The following is a 17637-nucleotide window of genomic DNA, read 5'->3' as shown; positions in this document are numbered from 1 at the left end:
TTTTTAGCCGAGTATTGCTATGATTAGTTTCTATCTGAACGGAAAGTACCATGAGATAAGCCACCTCAATCCGAATACGACGGTACTTGAGTATCTACGCTTGCACGAACATCAAACTGATACTAAAGAAGGCTGTGGTAGTGGCGATTGCGGCGCATGTACGATTATGGCGCAACGCTTGCCTAGTCATGTGATGAGCGATTCTAGTGACAGCACGCCTTTTTATACCTTTAACTCTTGTATTGCTCTATTGTCGCTGATGGATGGTCATCATTTAATGACCGCTTCTTATCTGGCGGACAATCCAGCACATCATCCAGAACGGGCCCTATTGCATCCTGCACAGCAGGCGATGGTTGACTGCCATGGCTCGCAATGTGGATTTTGTACGCCTGGTTTTGTCATGTCTCTGGCGAATCTGTATGAAAATAATCGTATGCAACAACAGCAAAATGCCAAGCAGGGCAGCACAAATGGTGAATCAAGCTACGATGACCCAAGCTATGATGATATTGTCGCCGCAATTTCAGGGAATCTATGCCGCTGTACCGGTTATCGACCCATCATTGAAGCAGGTCTAACGATGGGTAAGATTGGTCAGCAAAGAGTGGCTGATAAAACAGTCGCAAAAGATTTAACCATAAGCTTAGCGACGGATGCGATGGCAAGTAATAGTGATGCGCTGCTTAAAACTGCATCATTGGATACCTCGAATAAAGCCTCAACTATTGAGCCTGCTCTTGCTGAAGGGTCGCGGCAGTTATTCATTCCAAAAACAGTGGATGCGCTTAATCAGTTATTGGCCGTATATCCACAAGCGACTATTTGGGCAGGTGGTACGGACTTGGGATTAAGCATTACGCAGCACTTGGTTGATCATGAAGTGATTATTCAGCTGTCCGCTATTGATGAGCTAAAAACATGGTCACTTTCTCATTCAAAGTCTAGCTCAAAGCATGATTCAAAGGCTAATGCAAAGCTGTTATCCGAGTTAGACAATTCCACTGATAATGAAGAAGAAGTACAGGAATTGACGTTTGGGGCTGGCATGACCTATCAGCAAATGCTGCCGATACTTGAGCAAAACTATCCTGAATTTGCAGCACTATTCGCAAGAACGGCTTCACCGCAAATACGTAATATGGGTACGCTTGGCGGTAATATTGCCAATGCCTCGCCAATTGGAGATTTGCCACCAATTTTACTGGCGTTAGAAGCGCGCATTCATTTGCGTCATTGCAATCCCAATAATAGAGATATGGGTGGTGAAGAGGCAAACGCTAAAGATGAAAACAATGAACATAATCAAAAGCCTTATATAGACGAGATAATACCCTTATCAGAATTTTTTATAGATTATAAAAAGACCAAGCTACTGGCAGGCAGTTATATTGTCGCTATTCATATGCCACTGATGCAGGCTAATCAGCATTTATTTATTCATAAAATTAGTAAGCGTTATGAAGATGATATTTCTGCTTGTTTGGTTGCCGTAAGAATCGATCTGTCAGCAGACGGAATGACTATTGACCATGCAAAAATCGGTCTCGGCGGTATGGCGGCAATACCATTATTAGCCAAGAATTGCCAGCAAGCGCTCCTAGGTCAACCCCTTGAGCTTGCAAGTTTTGAGAAGGCTGCAAAAGCGCTACCGATGGATGTCTCGCCATTAACAGATGTTAGAGCAAGCCGTGAGTATCGCTTGCATGTGGTGCAACGTTTACTAATTAAGTGTGGCAAGCAGCTGATAAAAGAGACGCAAACTGAGAGAGAATCATCATGAGCCATCAATCATCCTTATTTGACAGTTACAGTATTCGCCGCGTACGTCCGCCTAAAAATAAAATCGGCACTTCTGCCAAACATGATAGTGCGATAAGCCACGTCATGGGAACGGCAACCTATGTGGATGATATCCTAAAGCCGCGAGGCACTTTGCATTTGGCAGTTGGTAAAAGCAGTCACGCTCATGCTCGGGTAACCAGTATGGATCTCAGTGCTGTTAGAGCAGCTGATGGGGTCATTGATGTTTTAAGTTTTAAAGACTTACCTGCTCAAACGGATATCGGCGCAGTGTTTGACGGTGAGCCATTGATGGTGGATGAGATCACAGAATACGTAGGTCAGACGCTATTTTTGGTCGTGGCAACCACTCACCGTGCTGCAAAAAAGGCGGTGCTTAAAGCAGTTGTAGAATATGAGCCATTAGCAGCGATACTGAGTATTGACGAGGCTTTGGAGCAGGAACAGTTTGTACGTCCAAGCCACTTTATGCAGCGCGGTGATACCGAAGCAGCGCTTGCAAATGCGCCTATGCGTATTGCAGGCCATATTCATATGCTAGGTCAAGAGCATTTTTATCTTGAAGGCCAAGTGTCCTATGTCGTGCCTTGTGATGATGGCGGGCTTGAAGTTTATACCTCATCGCAGCATCCGAGTGAAGTGCAACAGCTGGTCGCTGAGGTGACGGATTTGCCCTTTCATGCGGTCAATACGGTCGTGCGCAGAATGGGCGGCGGTTTTGGCGGCAAAGAAACCCAAGCAGCTGCATGGGCATGCTTTTGTGGTATCGTTGCCAAACGTCACAATGTACCTGTAAGTATGCGCTTGGATCGTCAAGATGACATGGTGGTGACCGGTAAACGCCACGAATTTGCCAACCGTTATGAGGTCGGTGTCGACGAGTCAGGGCAAATCCTTGGCGTCGATATGCAGCTGGCTGGCTTGTGTGGTTATGCACCAGACTTGTCCGATGCTATCGTCGATAGAGCGATGTTCCACTGTGACAACGCTTATTATTATCCAGCCGCGCACGTAGCAGGACATCGCTGCAAAACGCACACGGTATCGAACACTGCCTATCGAGGTTTTGGTGGGCCTCAAGGTCTGATGACTGCCGAATATATGATGGATCATATCGCCTATACTTTAGGCAAAGACCCTCTGCAAGTGCGTTTGATGAACCTCTACCAAAATGGCCAAAGTACTCATTATGGTCAGCCAATCGAGCATTTTGATTTGGCAACGATTATGGAGACACTGGCAAAAGATTGTGATTATGAGCAGCGTCGCCAGCAGATGATAAAAGCCAATGAGCAAGCCAAAGCTGAAGGCAGCGATAAGCGTCTGGGCATTGCCTTAACACCTGTGAAGTTTGGCATCTCGTTTACCGTGCAGACGCTCAATCAAGCAGGCGCTCTGGTACATATTTATACCGATGGCAGTATCCACCTTAATCATGGTGGGACAGAGATGGGGCAAGGGCTATTTGTCAAAATTGCTCAAATCGTTGCCAATGAGTTTGATGTGGATTTGGATACCGTAAAAGTATCGGCAACGCGTACCGATAAAGTGCCCAATACCTCACCGACTGCGGCTTCATCAGGAACCGATATCAACGGTAAAGCCGCGCAAAACGCTTGTTTAACCATCAAGGCACGTATCGTCGAGTTTGCCGCTGAGTATTTTGAAGTGGCGCAAGAAGACATACGCTTTGAGCGTAATCATGTCTATATTGGTGATAAGGAAGATTTTACTTTTGCTGAAATGGTGCAGTTAGCGTATCAGCACCGCGTTAGTCTATCTTCTACGGGCTACTATAAAACGCCAAAGATATTTTACGACCGCTCTAAAGCGTGGGGTCGACCTTTCTTTTACTTTGCCTTAGGCGCTGCCTGTTCTGAAGTTGAAATAGATACGTTAACGGGTGAGTATCAAGTGCTGCGCTGCGACATCTTACATGATGCAGGACAGTCGATTAACCCTGCTATCGATATTGGTCAGATTGAAGGCGGCTTTGTGCAAGGCATGGGTTGGCTCACAACTGAGGAACTTACTTGGGATAAAAAGGGCACGCTCGCATCTAATAGCCCTGCCAATTATAAGATTCCAACGTCACACGATTTGCCAAAACAATTTAAAGTTAAACTGTACGACCGTAAAAATGAAGAGCAAACCATTTATAATTCTAAAGCAGTGGGCGAGCCACCTTTTATGCTGGCAGCTAGCGTTTGGTGTGCTATCAATAATGCAGTCGCAAGCTTAAGTGATTATAAAAAGAACCCTGATCTTACGATGCCTGCAACCCCAGAGGCAGTATTAAAAGCGGTGATGCGCATGCAAGGCGAAAAGTGGGAGATTGACACGAATGTAAACTTTGATGCGATTGATAGCTTGACTAGAGATGAGGAGGACAACTGCGGTATTGACGACGATAAAGTTAAGCCACAACTCGTGCCACATGCCGAAGATATCAGGCCGCCAGAGGTCGAGGGTCAGACAGTCGACGAGCAGCCAGAAGCGATAGAGCATCCTAACGTAGCAACGGCTAGAGGCCCTGCACATAGTGAACCGACGCACAGTGAATAATTCATCATTGCCACCTATGCCAATACCAGTACGTTGGTATGATGGCCTAGCCCAGTATCAGCAGCAAGGGTATGCGCATGTGTTAGCGACTATCGTTGCGGTCAATGGTTCTGCGCCCCGAGCGCTACAGGCCAAAATGGTGATCACCCATGATAACTGTTGCGATACGCTTGGTGGCGGCGGTCTTGAGCATGATGTCGTCAGGACAGCACGGCAATTGCTAAATGGTGAGATAGATACAACCATACTCAAAGCTTCTAAAAGAGACAAAAGTGTCAATAAAAATACCGACAATGACAATGATAAAGATAACGACAGTGATTCGACGCCATCTAAAGTAGTAAGACGCGATACAGTTTATACCAAGCATTATCCGCTAGGCGCAAAGCTGGCACAGTGCTGCGGTGGTAGTGTCACCGTTATGTTTGAATGTTTTAATGTGACGCCGCCGATGTCAATATTGGTATTTGGAGCAGGGCATGTGGCAGCAGCGTTGATGACGATACTTTCGGAGCTGCCTTGCCAAGTCGATTGGGTAGATAGTCGTGCAGAGATGTTTGAGCGCTATTTATTAGATAAATCTAATTTACCAAATAAATCTATCCAAACAGAAGATTTATCTAAAGAACTAGAAGCCCAGTCTAGCTCAAATCAGCCCAAGCTTTATAATCTTCCTGTACATATCCGTCCGCATGTTGATGATGATCCTGTTGATTTCATTCGCCCGTTTGTTGAACCCTTTAAACAAAGTGGGCAGCGTTTTATTTTGGTTATGACCCATGATCATAGTCTGGACTTTGAGTTAGTACGTGCTGCGTTAGATGCTAGTTCAGAGGCAAACGGTTTAGCAACTAGTCTCGATAATGATGATTTAGATAACAATTTAGATAATGGTCGCTCAAAAGTCTCGATGCCTTATATTGGTTGTATTGCCTCGGCAACTAAAGCAGAACGTTTTAAAAGTCGTCTGCTGCAACGTGGTTATGATAAGCAGATAGTCGACCAATTAACCATGCCCATAGGACTACCAATTGGCGGTAAAGAGCCTATGGCCGTTGCCGTGTCTATCGCTGCGCAAATTTTGCAACATTATCATCAAAAATAATCTATAAGTGCTAGACCATCAATACTGATTTCTACCTTTACCATTAATTTAGATTCTAACTAAAACGTTCGGTATGACCAAGTGACGGGAGATTTACCCATGGCTCTACATATTTATCAAGCGCAGCTCCTGCACTATCTTACCGAAAATGATCTGAATCAAGTGGCTGAACGTGCGCATACTGAGAAATCCAGCTCAGCGACTGATAACCACCCAAATACAGCAACCATTGATAAAAACATCACGTTACTACCCGTCATTGCAGGCGTGAACGTCTATCCTGAGTATATTGCTAAGGGTGCGCTGGTTGTCGATGATGTAACAGGCTGTATTATAGATTATGGTAGTAGCGAAGCAATGTTAGCAAGTTATGCTAAAACTAATGATCAAGAACCGGTCAAGATTCATGATTATCGAGATAAGCTGATTATGCCGGGCTTCATCGATACCCATGTGCACTATCCGCAAATAGATATGATTGCCGCTTACGGTGAGCAGCTCCTTGACTGGCTCAATAATTATACTTTTGTCACTGAAGCCAATTTTGCTGATCTAAAGGTTGCCCATGATACCGCGCAATTCTTCTTAAATCAGTTACTCGCCAATGGCACGACTAGCGCCATGGTGTTTTCTACGAGCCATCCGCAATCCGCAGAAGCCTTTTTTACTGAAAGTCAGAGGCTTAATACCCGTATGATTACGGGCAATGTGTTGATGGATCAAAACGCGCCTGAGCATCTATGTGTGCCTGCTGAGCAAAGCATTCGAGATACGCAAGATATTATTGATAATTGGCATGGTCGTGGACGCCAACATGTGGCTATTACCCCAAGGTTTGCGATTACCTCAACGCCAAAACAGCTGCAATTGGCAGGCGAGCTATATGCCAGCTACGACACTGTTTATCTACAAACACATCTGGCAGAAAACCGTGATGAAGTGGCTTTTGTACGTAAGCTCTACCCCAAGCATAAAGGTTATCTAGATGTCTACGAGGATATGGGGCTGCTGGGTCGATACACCACTTTGGCACATGGTATCTATCTTGAAAATCCAGAATACGAGAGGCTACGGGCAACTGGTACGCAAATAGCACATTGTCCAACGTCTAATTTGTTTTTAGGCAGTGGATTATTTGATTTGCCTAAAACATTAAGCTATACCGGCGTCAGTATCGCTACTGATGTAGGGGCGGGAACCAGTTTATCGATGTTAGCAACCTTGTCAGAGGCTTATAAAGTTCAGCAGCTACAGAACAATCAATTGTCCGCTCATCAAGGGCTATATCAGATTACTTTGGGCAATGCACAGTCGTTAATGCTAGATGATAAAATTGGTAACTTTATGCCTAATAAAGAAGCGGATTTCGTGGTAATAGACATGGCATCGACGCCTTTACTTGAGCGACGTATGGCACAGACCAAAAATTTTGAAGAACAACTATTTGTATTGATGATGCTCGGTGACGATAGAGTGATTGAGGAGACGGTCGTTGCAGGGGTAAGTCGTTATAAAAAAGTGACTACAACATAAAGTTAAATCATATAGGAACAGTTCATGTGCGGGAGGGTAGAGAAAGTAAATTGCAAAATTTCTACGAACTGGGACACATCTTTAAATGACGATCAGCGTCTTTCTACTACAGCTTTTAGTTTGCGTAAACAAACACTGATCGTTTTTAATTATTAACGATGTTTAAACCTCAATTGCTAAAAATATGGCTACCGTATCATTCGGGATATTGTAGCCACACCCAGCCATTTTCTAACCATTCACTTAAGTCATCTGAATCGATATCCGTGACATCTTGATGTTGTAAGTGCTCGCCATTAGCCAAACGCACTAGTATGGCTGTTGCCGCAGCATCAAGACCATCAAGGCGTTGACCATTGGCATATATCGTCACGCCATCATCAGTTTGGCTATAGAGTAAGCGATTACTATAGTCTGCTTGCAGCGTTGCACCTTCTGATAAGGCTTGCATCAGCTCATCAGTGTCTAACGTTTCTTCTGGAATTAGCGCATCATACTGACGTTTGCTCACGACTTCCGACACTGCTTGACGAATGATATCGTCGCCACGCTCAGACTGCAGCATTTGTAATAGCTGGTCTTTAATCGCATTGATACTATCTGCTTGCAATTCACCTGACGATTGCAGCGCTTGTGGTAGTAGCATTGGGATAAATAAATCGCTATCATTGGTGGCGATATCAGCTAGGCTATCGATAATTTGCATCAAATTTGGACGACGACAGCCAAATGAAAAGGTTAAGCAGTCATCTTGCGCGACGCCAAAATGCGAGAGTTTCGGCGGTACATAAAGCACGTCACCAGCTTCTAGTATCTCATCAAAGATGAGCTCGCCCATATCATCAAACAATCTAATCGGCTCATCGGCAACGAACTCAGTATCTTTATCACAAAATTTGCCGAGCTGCCAACGCCGGGACCCAAACCCTTGCGCTAAAAACACATCATAATCGTCATAGTGCTTGCCCACCGAGCCGCCTTTGGGCGCATATGAGACCATAATGTCATCACGCTGCCATTGCGGAACAAAGTCAAACGCTTGCCATAATTGACCAAGCTCAGGTGACCACTGTTCCATATTCTGCACCAGCACGGTCCATTGTTCTGGTAAGTTATCAAAATCTGCTTCGGTTAGCGGGCTCTTTTTGAGTTGCCACTGTGGAAAGCCTTCTTGCTTGCTCGCGGCTTGGGTCAGTAGGCGCGCCGAAGCGTCTTCTTCAACGGCAAGCCCAAGCATGTCTTCTGGTTCGAACATGCCGACTAATTGTGGTAGACCTTGCTTAATGAGTAATGGTTTTTTTTGCCAATACTCGTTTAAGAATTGCTCAGGCGTAATAGAATCGGGTAAACAAAGGGGAATTGAGGTCATTGATAAATCCATATCTAAAGATGGGCATAAGATTAATAGTGAGGAGTGCTTTATAGGACAGTTTTAATAGTTTATGATTATTGCCTATCTGATAGTGAGTATTACAGTGTCAATATCAATAGCTACTGTCAGAACACTCCATCAATCGTAGGAAGTTTATGAAAAAATTGCATTTTATCGTCATTATCGCTAGCGTGTTTTTATTACAAGCTTGTGTCCACAAGATAGTGACCGTACCGGCTAAAATCGCTTATAAAACCACCAAAGGCGTGGTAAAAGGCACAGTAGCTGTCGGTAAAGCTATCATACCTGGCGATAGTGATGACGAAGATAAAAAGGATAAAAAATAAAACCTTACTCAAAAGCTATGTACCATTAAAGACGCATCTTTAACGATAAATCATAGCATTCAAAGTAAGGTCAATTATTTAGCAAGATATCAATGCATAGTCATTGATATCTTTTTTTAAGGTAACTGCAGCGTTTATTAAATCTTAGCAATCCACTCTTTAATGGTACGTGCTTGCTCAGCTGCATTACCGGTATAGGTGGCAGGCGTCATTTCACGTAAACGTGCTTTATCCGCATCGCTCACAGCATTCAACTCATCACTTTCAACGAAGGTTAGCATGGCTTCGCGGGTCATGGCATTGCCACGGGTTAAAGCTTTTAGCTTCTCGTATGGGTTTTCGACACGGTAGCGACGCATGACCGTTTGAATCGGCTCTGCCAACACTTCTTGGGCATTGTCCAAATCATCATTTAAGCGCTGCGCATTTAACTCAAGTTTGCTCACACCTTTTAGGCAAGCATCGAACGCAATCATACTTTGAGCTAAGCCAACACCGATATTACGCAGTACAGTAGAATCTGATAAATCGCGCTGCATACGTGAAATCGGTAATTTTTCACCTAAGTGAGCAAGCATCGCATTTGCCACGCCCAAGTTACCTTCTGAGTTTTCAAAATCAATCGGATTGACTTTATGCGGCATAGTAGAAGAACCTACTTCACCGTCTTTTAGGCGCTGCTTGAAATAGCCTAAGCTAATATATTGCCAAATATCACGGTTAAAATCGATTAGAATCGTATTGAAGCGTCTTACCACATCAAACAATTCAGCGATATAATCATGCGGCTCAATTTGCGTGGTATAAGGATTAAAGGTCAATTCTAAACGCTCATTGATAAATTGCTCAGCATGAGTTTGCCAATCAACATCAGGATAGGCTGAGAAGTGCGCATTATAGTTACCAACAGCGCCATTGATTTTACCCAATAGTTCTACTTGATTCACTTGCTTAATTTGGCGAGCTAGACGGTAAGCGACGTTTGCCATCTCTTTACCAAGCGTCGTTGGGCTGGCAGTTTGACCATGCGTACGTGACAACATTGGCTGGTCAGCATGAGTAATAGCCAAGTCAACGATGCTGTCGGTCACTTGCTGCATTTTAGCTACCACAATCTCGCGGCTGTCTTTTAGCATTAACGCATAGGACAAGTTATTGATGTCTTCACTGGTACAAGCAAAGTGGATAAATTCTAGGCTATCTTCTAGTTGCTGATTACCGCGGAATTTGTCTTTGATGAAATATTCAACCGCTTTTACATCGTGGTTGGTCGTCGCTTCGATATCTTTAATAGCTTGCGCATCGGCTTCACTAAAGTCATCAACAATGCTGTTTAAAAAGTCGTTGGTATCGGCATCAAACGCTGCCAACTCAACAATCGCGCTATTATCCGCCAATGACTGTAACCAGCGAATCTCGACGGTAACGCGGGCTTTAATCAGACCAAATTCAGATAAATAAGGACGCAAGCTGTCAGCTTTAGATGCGTAGCGACCATCGATTGGGGAGAGTGCGGTTAAGGCAGATAAAGAGGTTGTCATAAATATCCTTTAACTTAGTTAGTTAGGTTTAGTTAAATCAATTGCTTTAATTACAAGAGTAAAAATAATTCAATATGATAATTTATTTATATGATCAGCTTCAGATAGAAGCCGCTGCATCGAATACTTCTGATATGAAAATTGCCATAAAAGCAATTGAGCAGACAATTTGAATTGCTAGAGCCACTAAAATCAAGTTTCGTTTCTTTGTAGAGTATTTAGAACTATTCTTATTAGAGAATGTAAAAACTCCAATGATTAACAATAAAAAAACGGCGATCCAAATGGTATAAGCAATGATAAGCATCTATTTGCCCTTTATATGTATTCTAAAACCCACAAGGCGCATCAATAACAGCAATCACACCGCCACCAAGACACACCTCATCGATATAAAATACTGCTGATTGACCAGGAGTAACGGCACGTTGTGGCTCATCAAATAGCACACGAACCTCAGAGCCATCATCATTTAGCGTATAAACACGGCAGGCTTGATCGGGCTGGCGATAGCGAGATTTTGCCATGCAGCGTAAGCCTTCCGTGCTAAAAATATCAGCAGGCGGCAATCCATCGACCCAGTCAAGCTTATAAGCTTGTAGCTCATTACTCATTAGCATCGGATGCTCATGACCTTGACCGACGATTAAACGGTTTTTATCCAAATCCTTTGCCAGTACAAACCAAGGTTCTTCTGGACGGTCTTTGACGCCGCCGATACCGATGCCGCCACGCTGACCTAAAGTATAATACATCAAGCCATCATGCTGACCTATCACATGACCGTCGTCGGTGACGATATCGCCTTTTTGCGCCGGCAAGTACTGTTGTAAAAAGTCTTTAAAACGGCGCTCACCAATAAAGCAAATACCAGTAGAATCTTTCTTTTTAGCTGTCGCCAAGTCATGCTCTTCAGCGATTTGACGCACGACTGGTTTTTCAAGCTCACCTACTGGGAATAGCGTTTTAGCGATTTTATCGCCGCCAACCGCATGTAAGAAGTAGCTTTGGTCTTTATTGTTATCCAGTCCACACAATAACTGGGCGACGGTTTCGCCGTTGTTATTTTCATAGTTCAGGCTGCGGCGCGTATAGTGACCGGTGGCAATATAATCAGCACCGAGGGTCAAAGCATAGTCTAAAAACGCTTTAAATTTGATTTCTTTATTGCATAAAATATCTGGATTTGGGGTGCGTCCGGCTTTGTACTCTGCTAAGAAATGCTCAAACACGCGATCCCAATATTCCATCGCAAAGTTGGCGGTATGCAGCTTGATACCGATTTTGTCACACACCGCTTGCGCGTCTGCTAGGTCATCCATCGCCGTACAGTATTCGGTACCGTCATCTTCTTCCCAGTTCTTCATAAACAGACCTTCCACTTTAAAGCCTGCTTGCTGGAGTAAAACAGCTGATACGGAAGAGTCGACGCCGCCTGACATACCAACGATGACGTGCTTGCTGCTAGGATGGTCGATATCGGCAAGCGTCAAAGGACGATGGACGCTAAAAGAGTCTGAAACGGGTAGGCTTGCGGTGTTTGGCGTGGCTGACATAGAATTGCTCAACAATTTATACGTTATCCAAAGTGTGACATGACGCTATTCATCAATAAAACGACTAAGAGTGATAGACTTAGTCAGCTGATAAGGTCATCTCGTTTTCTGGACGGGGTATTTTGGTCTGGGTATTGTGATAAAATAAGCGTCATATTATAACAGTTAATTGTAAGCGGTGGCGACCTATGCGCGCTTACTGAGCGTAAAACCGCTTTAGAAATTTAGATAGTGGTTCTAAATTATTTCAATCACCCTTCATTCACTTAGTAATTCACTTGGAATAATAATGATAAAGATTGGTCAAGGTATCGATGTCCATGCGTTTCATAATACGGGCGAGCAGCAGCAATATGTGATACTGGCAGGTGTGCCGATAGAGCATACCCATAGTTTGCTTGCACATTCTGATGGCGATGTGGTGTTGCACGCGCTTGCTGACGCGTTGCTTGGCGCATTGGCGCTCGGTGATATTGGGCAGCATTTTCCAGATACCGATGCGGCGCACGCAGGTTTGGATTCGCGCGTACTACTCCGTTATGTGTATGGTAAAGTCCAAGCCGCCGGTTATACTTTAGGCAATGCTGATATTACCGTGATGTGTGAGCGCCCAAAATTGGCACCCTATAATCAAGCGATGCGCGAAAATATTGCCAGTGACTTGCAAACTGCTGTGAGTAATGTCAGCATTAAAGCCACAACGACTGAAAAACTGGGCTTTACCGGTCGCCAAGAGGGTATCATGGCCAATGCCGTGGTATTATTGGTGCCGAATACGACTATGTCTAGCGACAACATGGTTGGCGATAATGTTTCTGATGTTAACGTTTCTGATGCTAATGTGCTTGACGTTTAATCCCTAATAGCAAGTGATTAGATGGCTATTATAGTAAGTATCACTTGATGATGGTTGCAATATAATGGCAATCGCCCCATGTAGCAGCCACATGCCAAATTTAATGTGACATACCTCTTTTTGATAATGGTTTTAATAATTTTTGATTTTAATAAATAGGAGCTTTTATGAGTGAGCAAACCCCAAATACTGCTGCAAACGATGTTGAACAGCTGATTCGTGATCAAATCAAAGACAATAAAGTCATCCTTTATATGAAAGGCACTCCACAGTTTCCACAGTGTGGTTTTTCTGCCAAATCAATTGAGGTTTTGACGCAAATCGGTCGTCCATTCGCCTTTGTTAATATTTTAGAAAATCCAGAAATTCGTGCAACATTGCCAAAGATTGCTAACTGGCCAACGTTCCCACAGTTATGGATTGATGGCGAGTTGATGGGCGGTTCAGACATCATTTTACAAATGTACCAATCAGGCGAGCTTAAGCCTTTGGTTGAAGCCAATAGTCCTGCTGCTTAATATTTAAGCGCGTTTATTGGGCAGTTTATATGTCTCAATAAATAGTTTGAAGCATTTTTGAAGTATTGAAGCACAATAAACCCGAATAGCCTTCCTTAGTGGAATGGCTATTCGGGTTTTTTATTGTCTATGCAATTTATTGTTTTTATAGCTTTTAGCCCCATATAGTGTCCAAGATAAATATATTTTGCATAAAAGAGAGAATTATATGAATAATCAATTATCAAACACGGAATTAACGGAGCAACAAGAGGCGACTGAACAAGCAGCCATCGAAAAACGCCGCGAACATTTAAAAAACGAATCAACCCGTTTAATTGATATGGCGGATAATGAGCCAAATTCTGCCCTTAAATGTATTCATCAGCTAAGCGTGGCAGGCGGTGCAACCGAGGCGACTTATATTGCTATTGAGCAGCGTATCGTCGCTGATCAAGATGCTGCCGGTGCCTATCATTTGGCATTATTGGCACAAAATACCCCAGATTTACCCATCGATGCGCGTCAACTTATCGAGCTTGTGGTTAATAAAGGCGATAACGCTCAGCGTTTGGCCTTGTTAAAAAACTTGCCGTTGCCGCCAGTTGAGATGATTAAAGAGCAAATCTTGGCCAGTAATGACGGTGATGCTATTGGGCAGATGAATGCCTATTTGCAGATTAATCCAGAAGGTTATGGCAGCCACCATATGCTGGCAAGTGGGCAGTCCGACCGTATTGTACCGCTCAGCCCTGGTAAATAAATCCCACCTAGGTTCATCAAGCTTCTATTGATGTGCCTTGATCGTTAATTGCAATAATAGTTAATTTGAATAGTTTTTCGTATAACGTTTTTTCAGCGGCAAAAAATTGTTATAATTACCGGCTATCTAACCTATCTTTAATGGCTCATCTGAGTCGTTATCTCTTTTTAAATTCGACTGACGTTTATTTACCGGCAGCCATGCTATTTAACCATAGCCTCTGGCTCACGGTTGCGTTGAGAGTCAAGTGAGGCATACATGCAATACCCAAAAAATTACGACGTGGTAGTGATCGGCGGCGGTCATGCTGGCACAGAAGCTGCTTTGGCGGCCGCACGTATGGGGGCGCAAACTTTACTTTTAACGCATAATATCGAGACGCTGGGGCAGATGAGCTGTAACCCTGCGATTGGTGGTATCGGTAAGTCGCATTTGGTGCGTGAGATTGATGCGCTTGGCGGCGCCATGGCATTGGCGACTGACAAATCTGGTATCCAGTTTCGCGTGTTAAATAGCCGTAAAGGTGCTGCCGTTCGTGCTACGCGCGCGCAAGCGGATCGTATTCTTTATAAAGCCGCCATTCGTCATACGTTAGAGAATCAGCCAAATTTGGATATATTCCAACAAGCGGCTGATGATATTCTAGTTGAAAATGGTCGTGCCACAGCAGTTGTGACGGCAACGGGTATAATTTTTAACACTCAAACCGTGGTACTGACTTCAGGTACTTTTTTGGGCGGTGTCATTCATATCGGTTTAGAGAATTCAAAAGGGGGGCGCGCAGGCGACCAGCCTTCTATCAAGCTTGCTGACCGTTTACGCGAATTGAAATTACCCGTTGGTCGCCTAAAGACAGGTACGCCAGCACGTATCGATGCGCGTAGTGTTGACTTCAGTGTTATGACGGTGCAGCCGGGCGATACACCGCTGCCGGTCATGAGTTATATGGGCGATGTGTCCATGCATCCTGAACAGGTCAATTGCTATATTACCCATACCAATGCCCGTACCCATGACATTATCCGTGAAAACCTAGACCGCTCACCGATGTTTTCTGGCAAAATCGAAGGGGTAGGTCCACGTTATTGTCCATCAATTGAAGATAAGATTCACCGCTTTGCCGATAAAGACAGCCATCAAATTTTTATCGAGCCAGAAGGCTTGACCACGCATGAGCTATATCCAAACGGTATCTCAACCAGCTTGCCGTTTGATGTGCAATTAGACTTTATCCATAGTATGAAGGGCTTAGAAAATGCGCATATCACGCGTCCAGGCTATGCGATTGAGTATGATTATTTTGATCCGCAAAACTTGAAGCCAACTTTAGAGACCAAATCAATTGATCGTTTGTACTTTGCCGGTCAAATCAATGGTACGACAGGCTACGAAGAAGCAGGCGTGCAAGGTCTTTTAGCCGGTACTAATGCGGCACTGGTCACCTGTGAAAACAGTGAGTTTGACGTTTGGACGCCGCGCCGCGATGAAGCATATCTTGGCGTACTGGTCGATGATTTGATTACGCATGGCACCACTGAGCCATATCGTATGTTTACCAGCCGCGCCGAATATCGTTTGCTGTTGCGTGAAGACAATGCCGATCAACGCTTAACCGAAACCGGTCGCATGCTTGGTTTGGTAGATGACGTGCGTTGGCAGGCGTATCAAGAAAAAATGGAAGCCATTGCTACCGAAACTTCGCGCCTCAAAGACATCTGGGCGACGCCTGCTAATGCGCTAGGTCAGCAAGTGACCGAGCAGACAGGAGAGGTGCTTTCTAAAGAATCGACTGCTTACGATTTATTAAAACGTCCACAAATACATTTTAATGATATCGCTGCTATAACTGGCTCAGAGGTCGATAGCCAAGTCGGTGAGCAGATTGAGATTTCTGTTAAATACGCAGGCTACATTGACCGTCAGCAAGAAGACATCGACCAGATGAAGCGTTTGGAAAATACCGCATTGCCAATGGATTTTGATTATAGCGTGGTGTCAGGGTTATCTAATGAGATTGTACAAAAGCTGGCGCAAATTCGCCCTGCCACGCTTGCTCAAGCTGGACGCATTAGCGGTGTTACGCCTGCCGCTATTCAATTGCTTGCCATGACCGTTAAGAAGCAGAAAAAAGTACAGGCGGCATTAAACTCATAATCATTACTTAGCAAAGTGTTATGATTCAAAGCATGATTATCAAAAAAGCTCGTAACGAGTAATCGTTATGGGCTTTTTTTATGGCGAATAACTTAACAATTTCAGAACAGCTTGATGAGTTAAAGCTTGATACTTTAAAAAAGGAAAGGTTCAAAAGTAGGATAAAAATACCGACAAGGAGAGTCTTTATGCCTTACGATAAATTGTCAGAATTACCAGATGCCGTAAAAGACAACTTGCCTAAGCATGCGCAAGAGATTTTTCGCGCAGCATTTAATAGCGCCAGTAAACAATATGAAGATGAATCACGCTGGTTTGCTACCGCATGGACCGCTGTCGAAAATACTTATGAGAAAAATGCGGACGGTAAATGGGTAAAAAAAGCAGAGTCCTAATTCAAATCATCAATAACGACGTTAGATACTCTATAATAAAACAGCCTTTTATTATTTAAACTTACTGATTCAAACTCACTGATTTTAACCAACTGCTAGTCATTGTTCTTTATTTTTTAACAATACAGCTTTGGATACCCTGCTAACCTGAGCTTACTTATGACCGCTGCTATTATTTTTGCCATCACCATTGTACTGCCTAACCTTTTTTTGATGGGGTTGGGTTTTTTTATGCAGCGGCGCGGTGAGGCGAGTCAAGCTTTTATCGATCAAGCATCCAGCTTTGTCTTTAATTATTGTTTGCCTTGCTTGTTGTTTTTTAGCGTCGTCGATAGTGAGGTCGATTATGCTAAGCAAATGATTTTAATCATGGCTGGTATTTTGGTGACCTTTATCCTATTTATTGGCGCCGAGATTTATGCCAGTTATTTTATCCGTAAGCCTGCCGACCAAGGCGTGTTTGTACAAGGTATCTTTCGCAGTAATATGGCGATTATCGGGCTGGCAACCGTCGCCAACGCTTACGGAGAGCAGGGCTTAAGTATTGGCGCCGTCTATATGGGGGTGGTGACGATATTATTTAATATCTTAGCCGTCATTACCCTGAGTCGTGTGTCCAAAAGCGCAGACGATACGTGGCTCAGTCGCAGCATAATGATTGTCAAAAAACTGTTTACCAACCCCTTAATCATTGCGTTGGTTGCGGCATTTGCTTATAAAGCGTTACCGCTGCCACCGATTACCGGTGTGATTCATAAGACGGGCGATTTACTGGCGGCGGTGGCATTACCGTTAGCACTGATTTGCGCTGGGGCGAGTATTGATTTAAAGTCGATGTTGCACCCGTCGGGGCTGTCGATGCAGGCCAGTATTGGCCGTATCGTTATTGCGCCTTTTGTGGCCATCGCCGTTGGGTTAAGTTTTGGTTTATCAGGCATGCATATGGGCGTGCTGTTTTTAATGGCGGCGTCACCGACGGCGGCTGCCAGTTATGTGATGGCAAAGGCCATGGGCGGGAATGATATATTGGCTGCCAACATTTTAGCATTTACAACGGTAGTAGGAATGTTTGGGATGGCGATTGGCGCGGCGATACTACGCGTGTTAGGGTGGATATAGCAGGGTGGATATAGCGCCAATCATCGTGTTA

13 protein-coding genes and 1 pseudogene are annotated in these 17637 nt (G+C 44.1%); 11 read left to right on the top strand and 3 right to left on the bottom strand.

The window, feature by feature from the left end; genetic code table 11:
* The first annotated feature begins 19 nt into the window (after window positions 1-19).
* The 4 genes from JMX50_RS04275 (at window position 20) to guaD (ending at window position 7006) form a co-directional block, all read left to right on the top strand.
* The gene (locus JMX50_RS04275) at window positions 20-1783 is read left to right on the top strand and encodes a xanthine dehydrogenase small subunit (protein ID WP_201628561.1); all 1764 of its coding nucleotides are present in this window, start codon (window positions 20-22) and stop codon (window positions 1781-1783) included.
* A complete protein-coding gene (gene xdhB / locus JMX50_RS04270) occupies window positions 1780-4368 on the top strand; it encodes a xanthine dehydrogenase molybdopterin binding subunit (protein WP_201628560.1) in 2589 nt (862 codons plus the stop codon). The genes JMX50_RS04275 and xdhB overlap by 4 nt, the downstream gene beginning before the upstream one ends.
* Window positions 4361-5473 (top strand): XdhC family protein, encoded by a 1113-nt coding sequence (locus tag JMX50_RS04265; RefSeq protein WP_227670903.1) that lies wholly within the window; start codon window positions 4361-4363, stop codon window positions 5471-5473. The genes xdhB and JMX50_RS04265 overlap by 8 nt, the downstream gene beginning before the upstream one ends.
* A 99-nt stretch (window positions 5474-5572) precedes the next feature.
* Window positions 5573-7006: a guanine deaminase gene (gene guaD, locus JMX50_RS04260; RefSeq protein WP_201628559.1), complete on the top strand. Its 1434-nt coding sequence runs from the start codon at window positions 5573-5575 to the stop codon at window positions 7004-7006.
* A 196-nt stretch (window positions 7007-7202) separates the two neighbouring features.
* Here guaD and JMX50_RS04255 read toward each other — a convergent pair whose 3' ends face one another.
* Window positions 7203-8375, bottom strand: coding sequence for a cupin domain-containing protein (locus JMX50_RS04255; protein ID WP_201628558.1), 1173 nt, complete (start codon window positions 8373-8375; stop codon window positions 7203-7205).
* Window positions 8376-8533: 158 nt separating this feature from the next.
* Between JMX50_RS04255 and JMX50_RS04250 the strand changes: the two genes are divergently transcribed.
* Window positions 8534-8725: an NF038104 family lipoprotein gene (locus JMX50_RS04250; RefSeq protein WP_183617888.1), complete on the top strand. Its 192-nt coding sequence runs from the start codon at window positions 8534-8536 to the stop codon at window positions 8723-8725.
* Between the two features lie 137 nt (window positions 8726-8862).
* Here the strand turns inward: JMX50_RS04250 and purB are convergent, their stop codons facing one another.
* Both purB and mnmA read right to left on the bottom strand, forming a co-directional pair.
* Window positions 8863-10266, bottom strand: a complete 1404-nt coding sequence (gene purB / locus JMX50_RS04245) for an adenylosuccinate lyase (RefSeq protein ID WP_201628557.1) — start codon at window positions 10264-10266, stop codon at window positions 8863-8865.
* Between the two features lie 329 nt (window positions 10267-10595).
* The gene (gene mnmA, locus JMX50_RS04240; protein WP_201628556.1) at window positions 10596-11822 is read right to left on the bottom strand and encodes a tRNA 2-thiouridine(34) synthase MnmA; all 1227 of its coding nucleotides are present in this window, start codon (window positions 11820-11822) and stop codon (window positions 10596-10598) included.
* A gap of 289 nt (window positions 11823-12111) precedes the next feature.
* Here mnmA and ispF point away from each other — a divergent pair.
* The 6 genes and pseudogenes from ispF to JMX50_RS04210 form a co-directional block, all read left to right on the top strand.
* Window positions 12112-12588 (top strand): annotated as a pseudogene (ispF, locus tag JMX50_RS04235) (2-C-methyl-D-erythritol 2,4-cyclodiphosphate synthase); the annotation flags it as partial.
* A gap of 257 nt (window positions 12589-12845) precedes the next feature.
* Entirely contained in the window at window positions 12846-13196 is a 351-nt protein-coding gene (grxD, locus tag JMX50_RS04230; RefSeq protein ID WP_025653310.1) for a Grx4 family monothiol glutaredoxin, read from the top strand.
* 208 nt (window positions 13197-13404) lie between these two features.
* Complete coding sequence (locus JMX50_RS04225) at window positions 13405-13938, top strand: hypothetical protein (protein ID WP_201563494.1); 534 nt, start codon at window positions 13405-13407, stop codon at window positions 13936-13938.
* Window positions 13939-14196: 258 nt separating this feature from the next.
* On the top strand, window positions 14197-16092 hold the full coding sequence (gene mnmG, locus JMX50_RS04220) for a tRNA uridine-5-carboxymethylaminomethyl(34) synthesis enzyme MnmG (RefSeq protein ID WP_201628555.1): 1896 nt from the start codon (window positions 14197-14199) through the stop codon (window positions 16090-16092).
* Window positions 16093-16280: 188 nt separating this feature from the next.
* Window positions 16281-16487, top strand: a complete 207-nt coding sequence (locus tag JMX50_RS04215) for a ChaB family protein (RefSeq protein ID WP_201628554.1) — start codon at window positions 16281-16283, stop codon at window positions 16485-16487.
* 159 nt (window positions 16488-16646) lie between these two features.
* The gene (locus JMX50_RS04210) at window positions 16647-17606 is read left to right on the top strand and encodes an AEC family transporter (protein WP_201563490.1); all 960 of its coding nucleotides are present in this window, start codon (window positions 16647-16649) and stop codon (window positions 17604-17606) included.
* Window positions 17607-17637 lie beyond the last annotated feature (31 nt).

This window comes from Psychrobacter maritimus, from assembly GCF_904846345.1.
GTDB classification, from domain to species: domain Bacteria; phylum Pseudomonadota; class Gammaproteobacteria; order Pseudomonadales; family Moraxellaceae; genus Psychrobacter; species Psychrobacter maritimus.
Note: the sequence above shows the minus strand (reverse complement) of the source record. Positions and strands in the feature narration are given on the sequence as shown.

Bases quoted from the DNA above. Each gene is read 5' to 3' on its own strand.
- JMX50_RS04275 (WP_201628561.1), top strand. From the start codon at position 20: ATGATTAGTTTCTATCTGAACGGAAAGTACCATGAGATAAGCCACCTC.
- xdhB (WP_201628560.1), top strand. From the start codon at position 1,780: ATGAGCCATCAATCATCCTTATTTGACAGTTACAGTATTCGCCGCGTA.
- guaD (WP_201628559.1), top strand. From the start codon at position 5,573: ATGGCTCTACATATTTATCAAGCGCAGCTCCTGCACTATCTTACCGAA.
- JMX50_RS04255 (WP_201628558.1), bottom strand. From the start codon at position 8,375: ATGACCTCAATTCCCCTTTGTTTACCCGATTCTATTACGCCTGAGCAA.
- JMX50_RS04250 (WP_183617888.1), top strand. From the start codon at position 8,534: ATGAAAAAATTGCATTTTATCGTCATTATCGCTAGCGTGTTTTTATTA.
- purB (WP_201628557.1), bottom strand. From the start codon at position 10,266: ATGACAACCTCTTTATCTGCCTTAACCGCACTCTCCCCAATCGATGGT.
- mnmA (WP_201628556.1), bottom strand. From the start codon at position 11,822: ATGTCAGCCACGCCAAACACCGCAAGCCTACCCGTTTCAGACTCTTTT.
- grxD (WP_025653310.1), top strand. From the start codon at position 12,846: ATGAGTGAGCAAACCCCAAATACTGCTGCAAACGATGTTGAACAGCTG.
- JMX50_RS04225 (WP_201563494.1), top strand. From the start codon at position 13,405: ATGAATAATCAATTATCAAACACGGAATTAACGGAGCAACAAGAGGCG.
- mnmG (WP_201628555.1), top strand. From the start codon at position 14,197: ATGCAATACCCAAAAAATTACGACGTGGTAGTGATCGGCGGCGGTCAT.
- JMX50_RS04215 (WP_201628554.1), top strand. From the start codon at position 16,281: ATGCCTTACGATAAATTGTCAGAATTACCAGATGCCGTAAAAGACAAC.
- JMX50_RS04210 (WP_201563490.1), top strand. From the start codon at position 16,647: ATGACCGCTGCTATTATTTTTGCCATCACCATTGTACTGCCTAACCTT.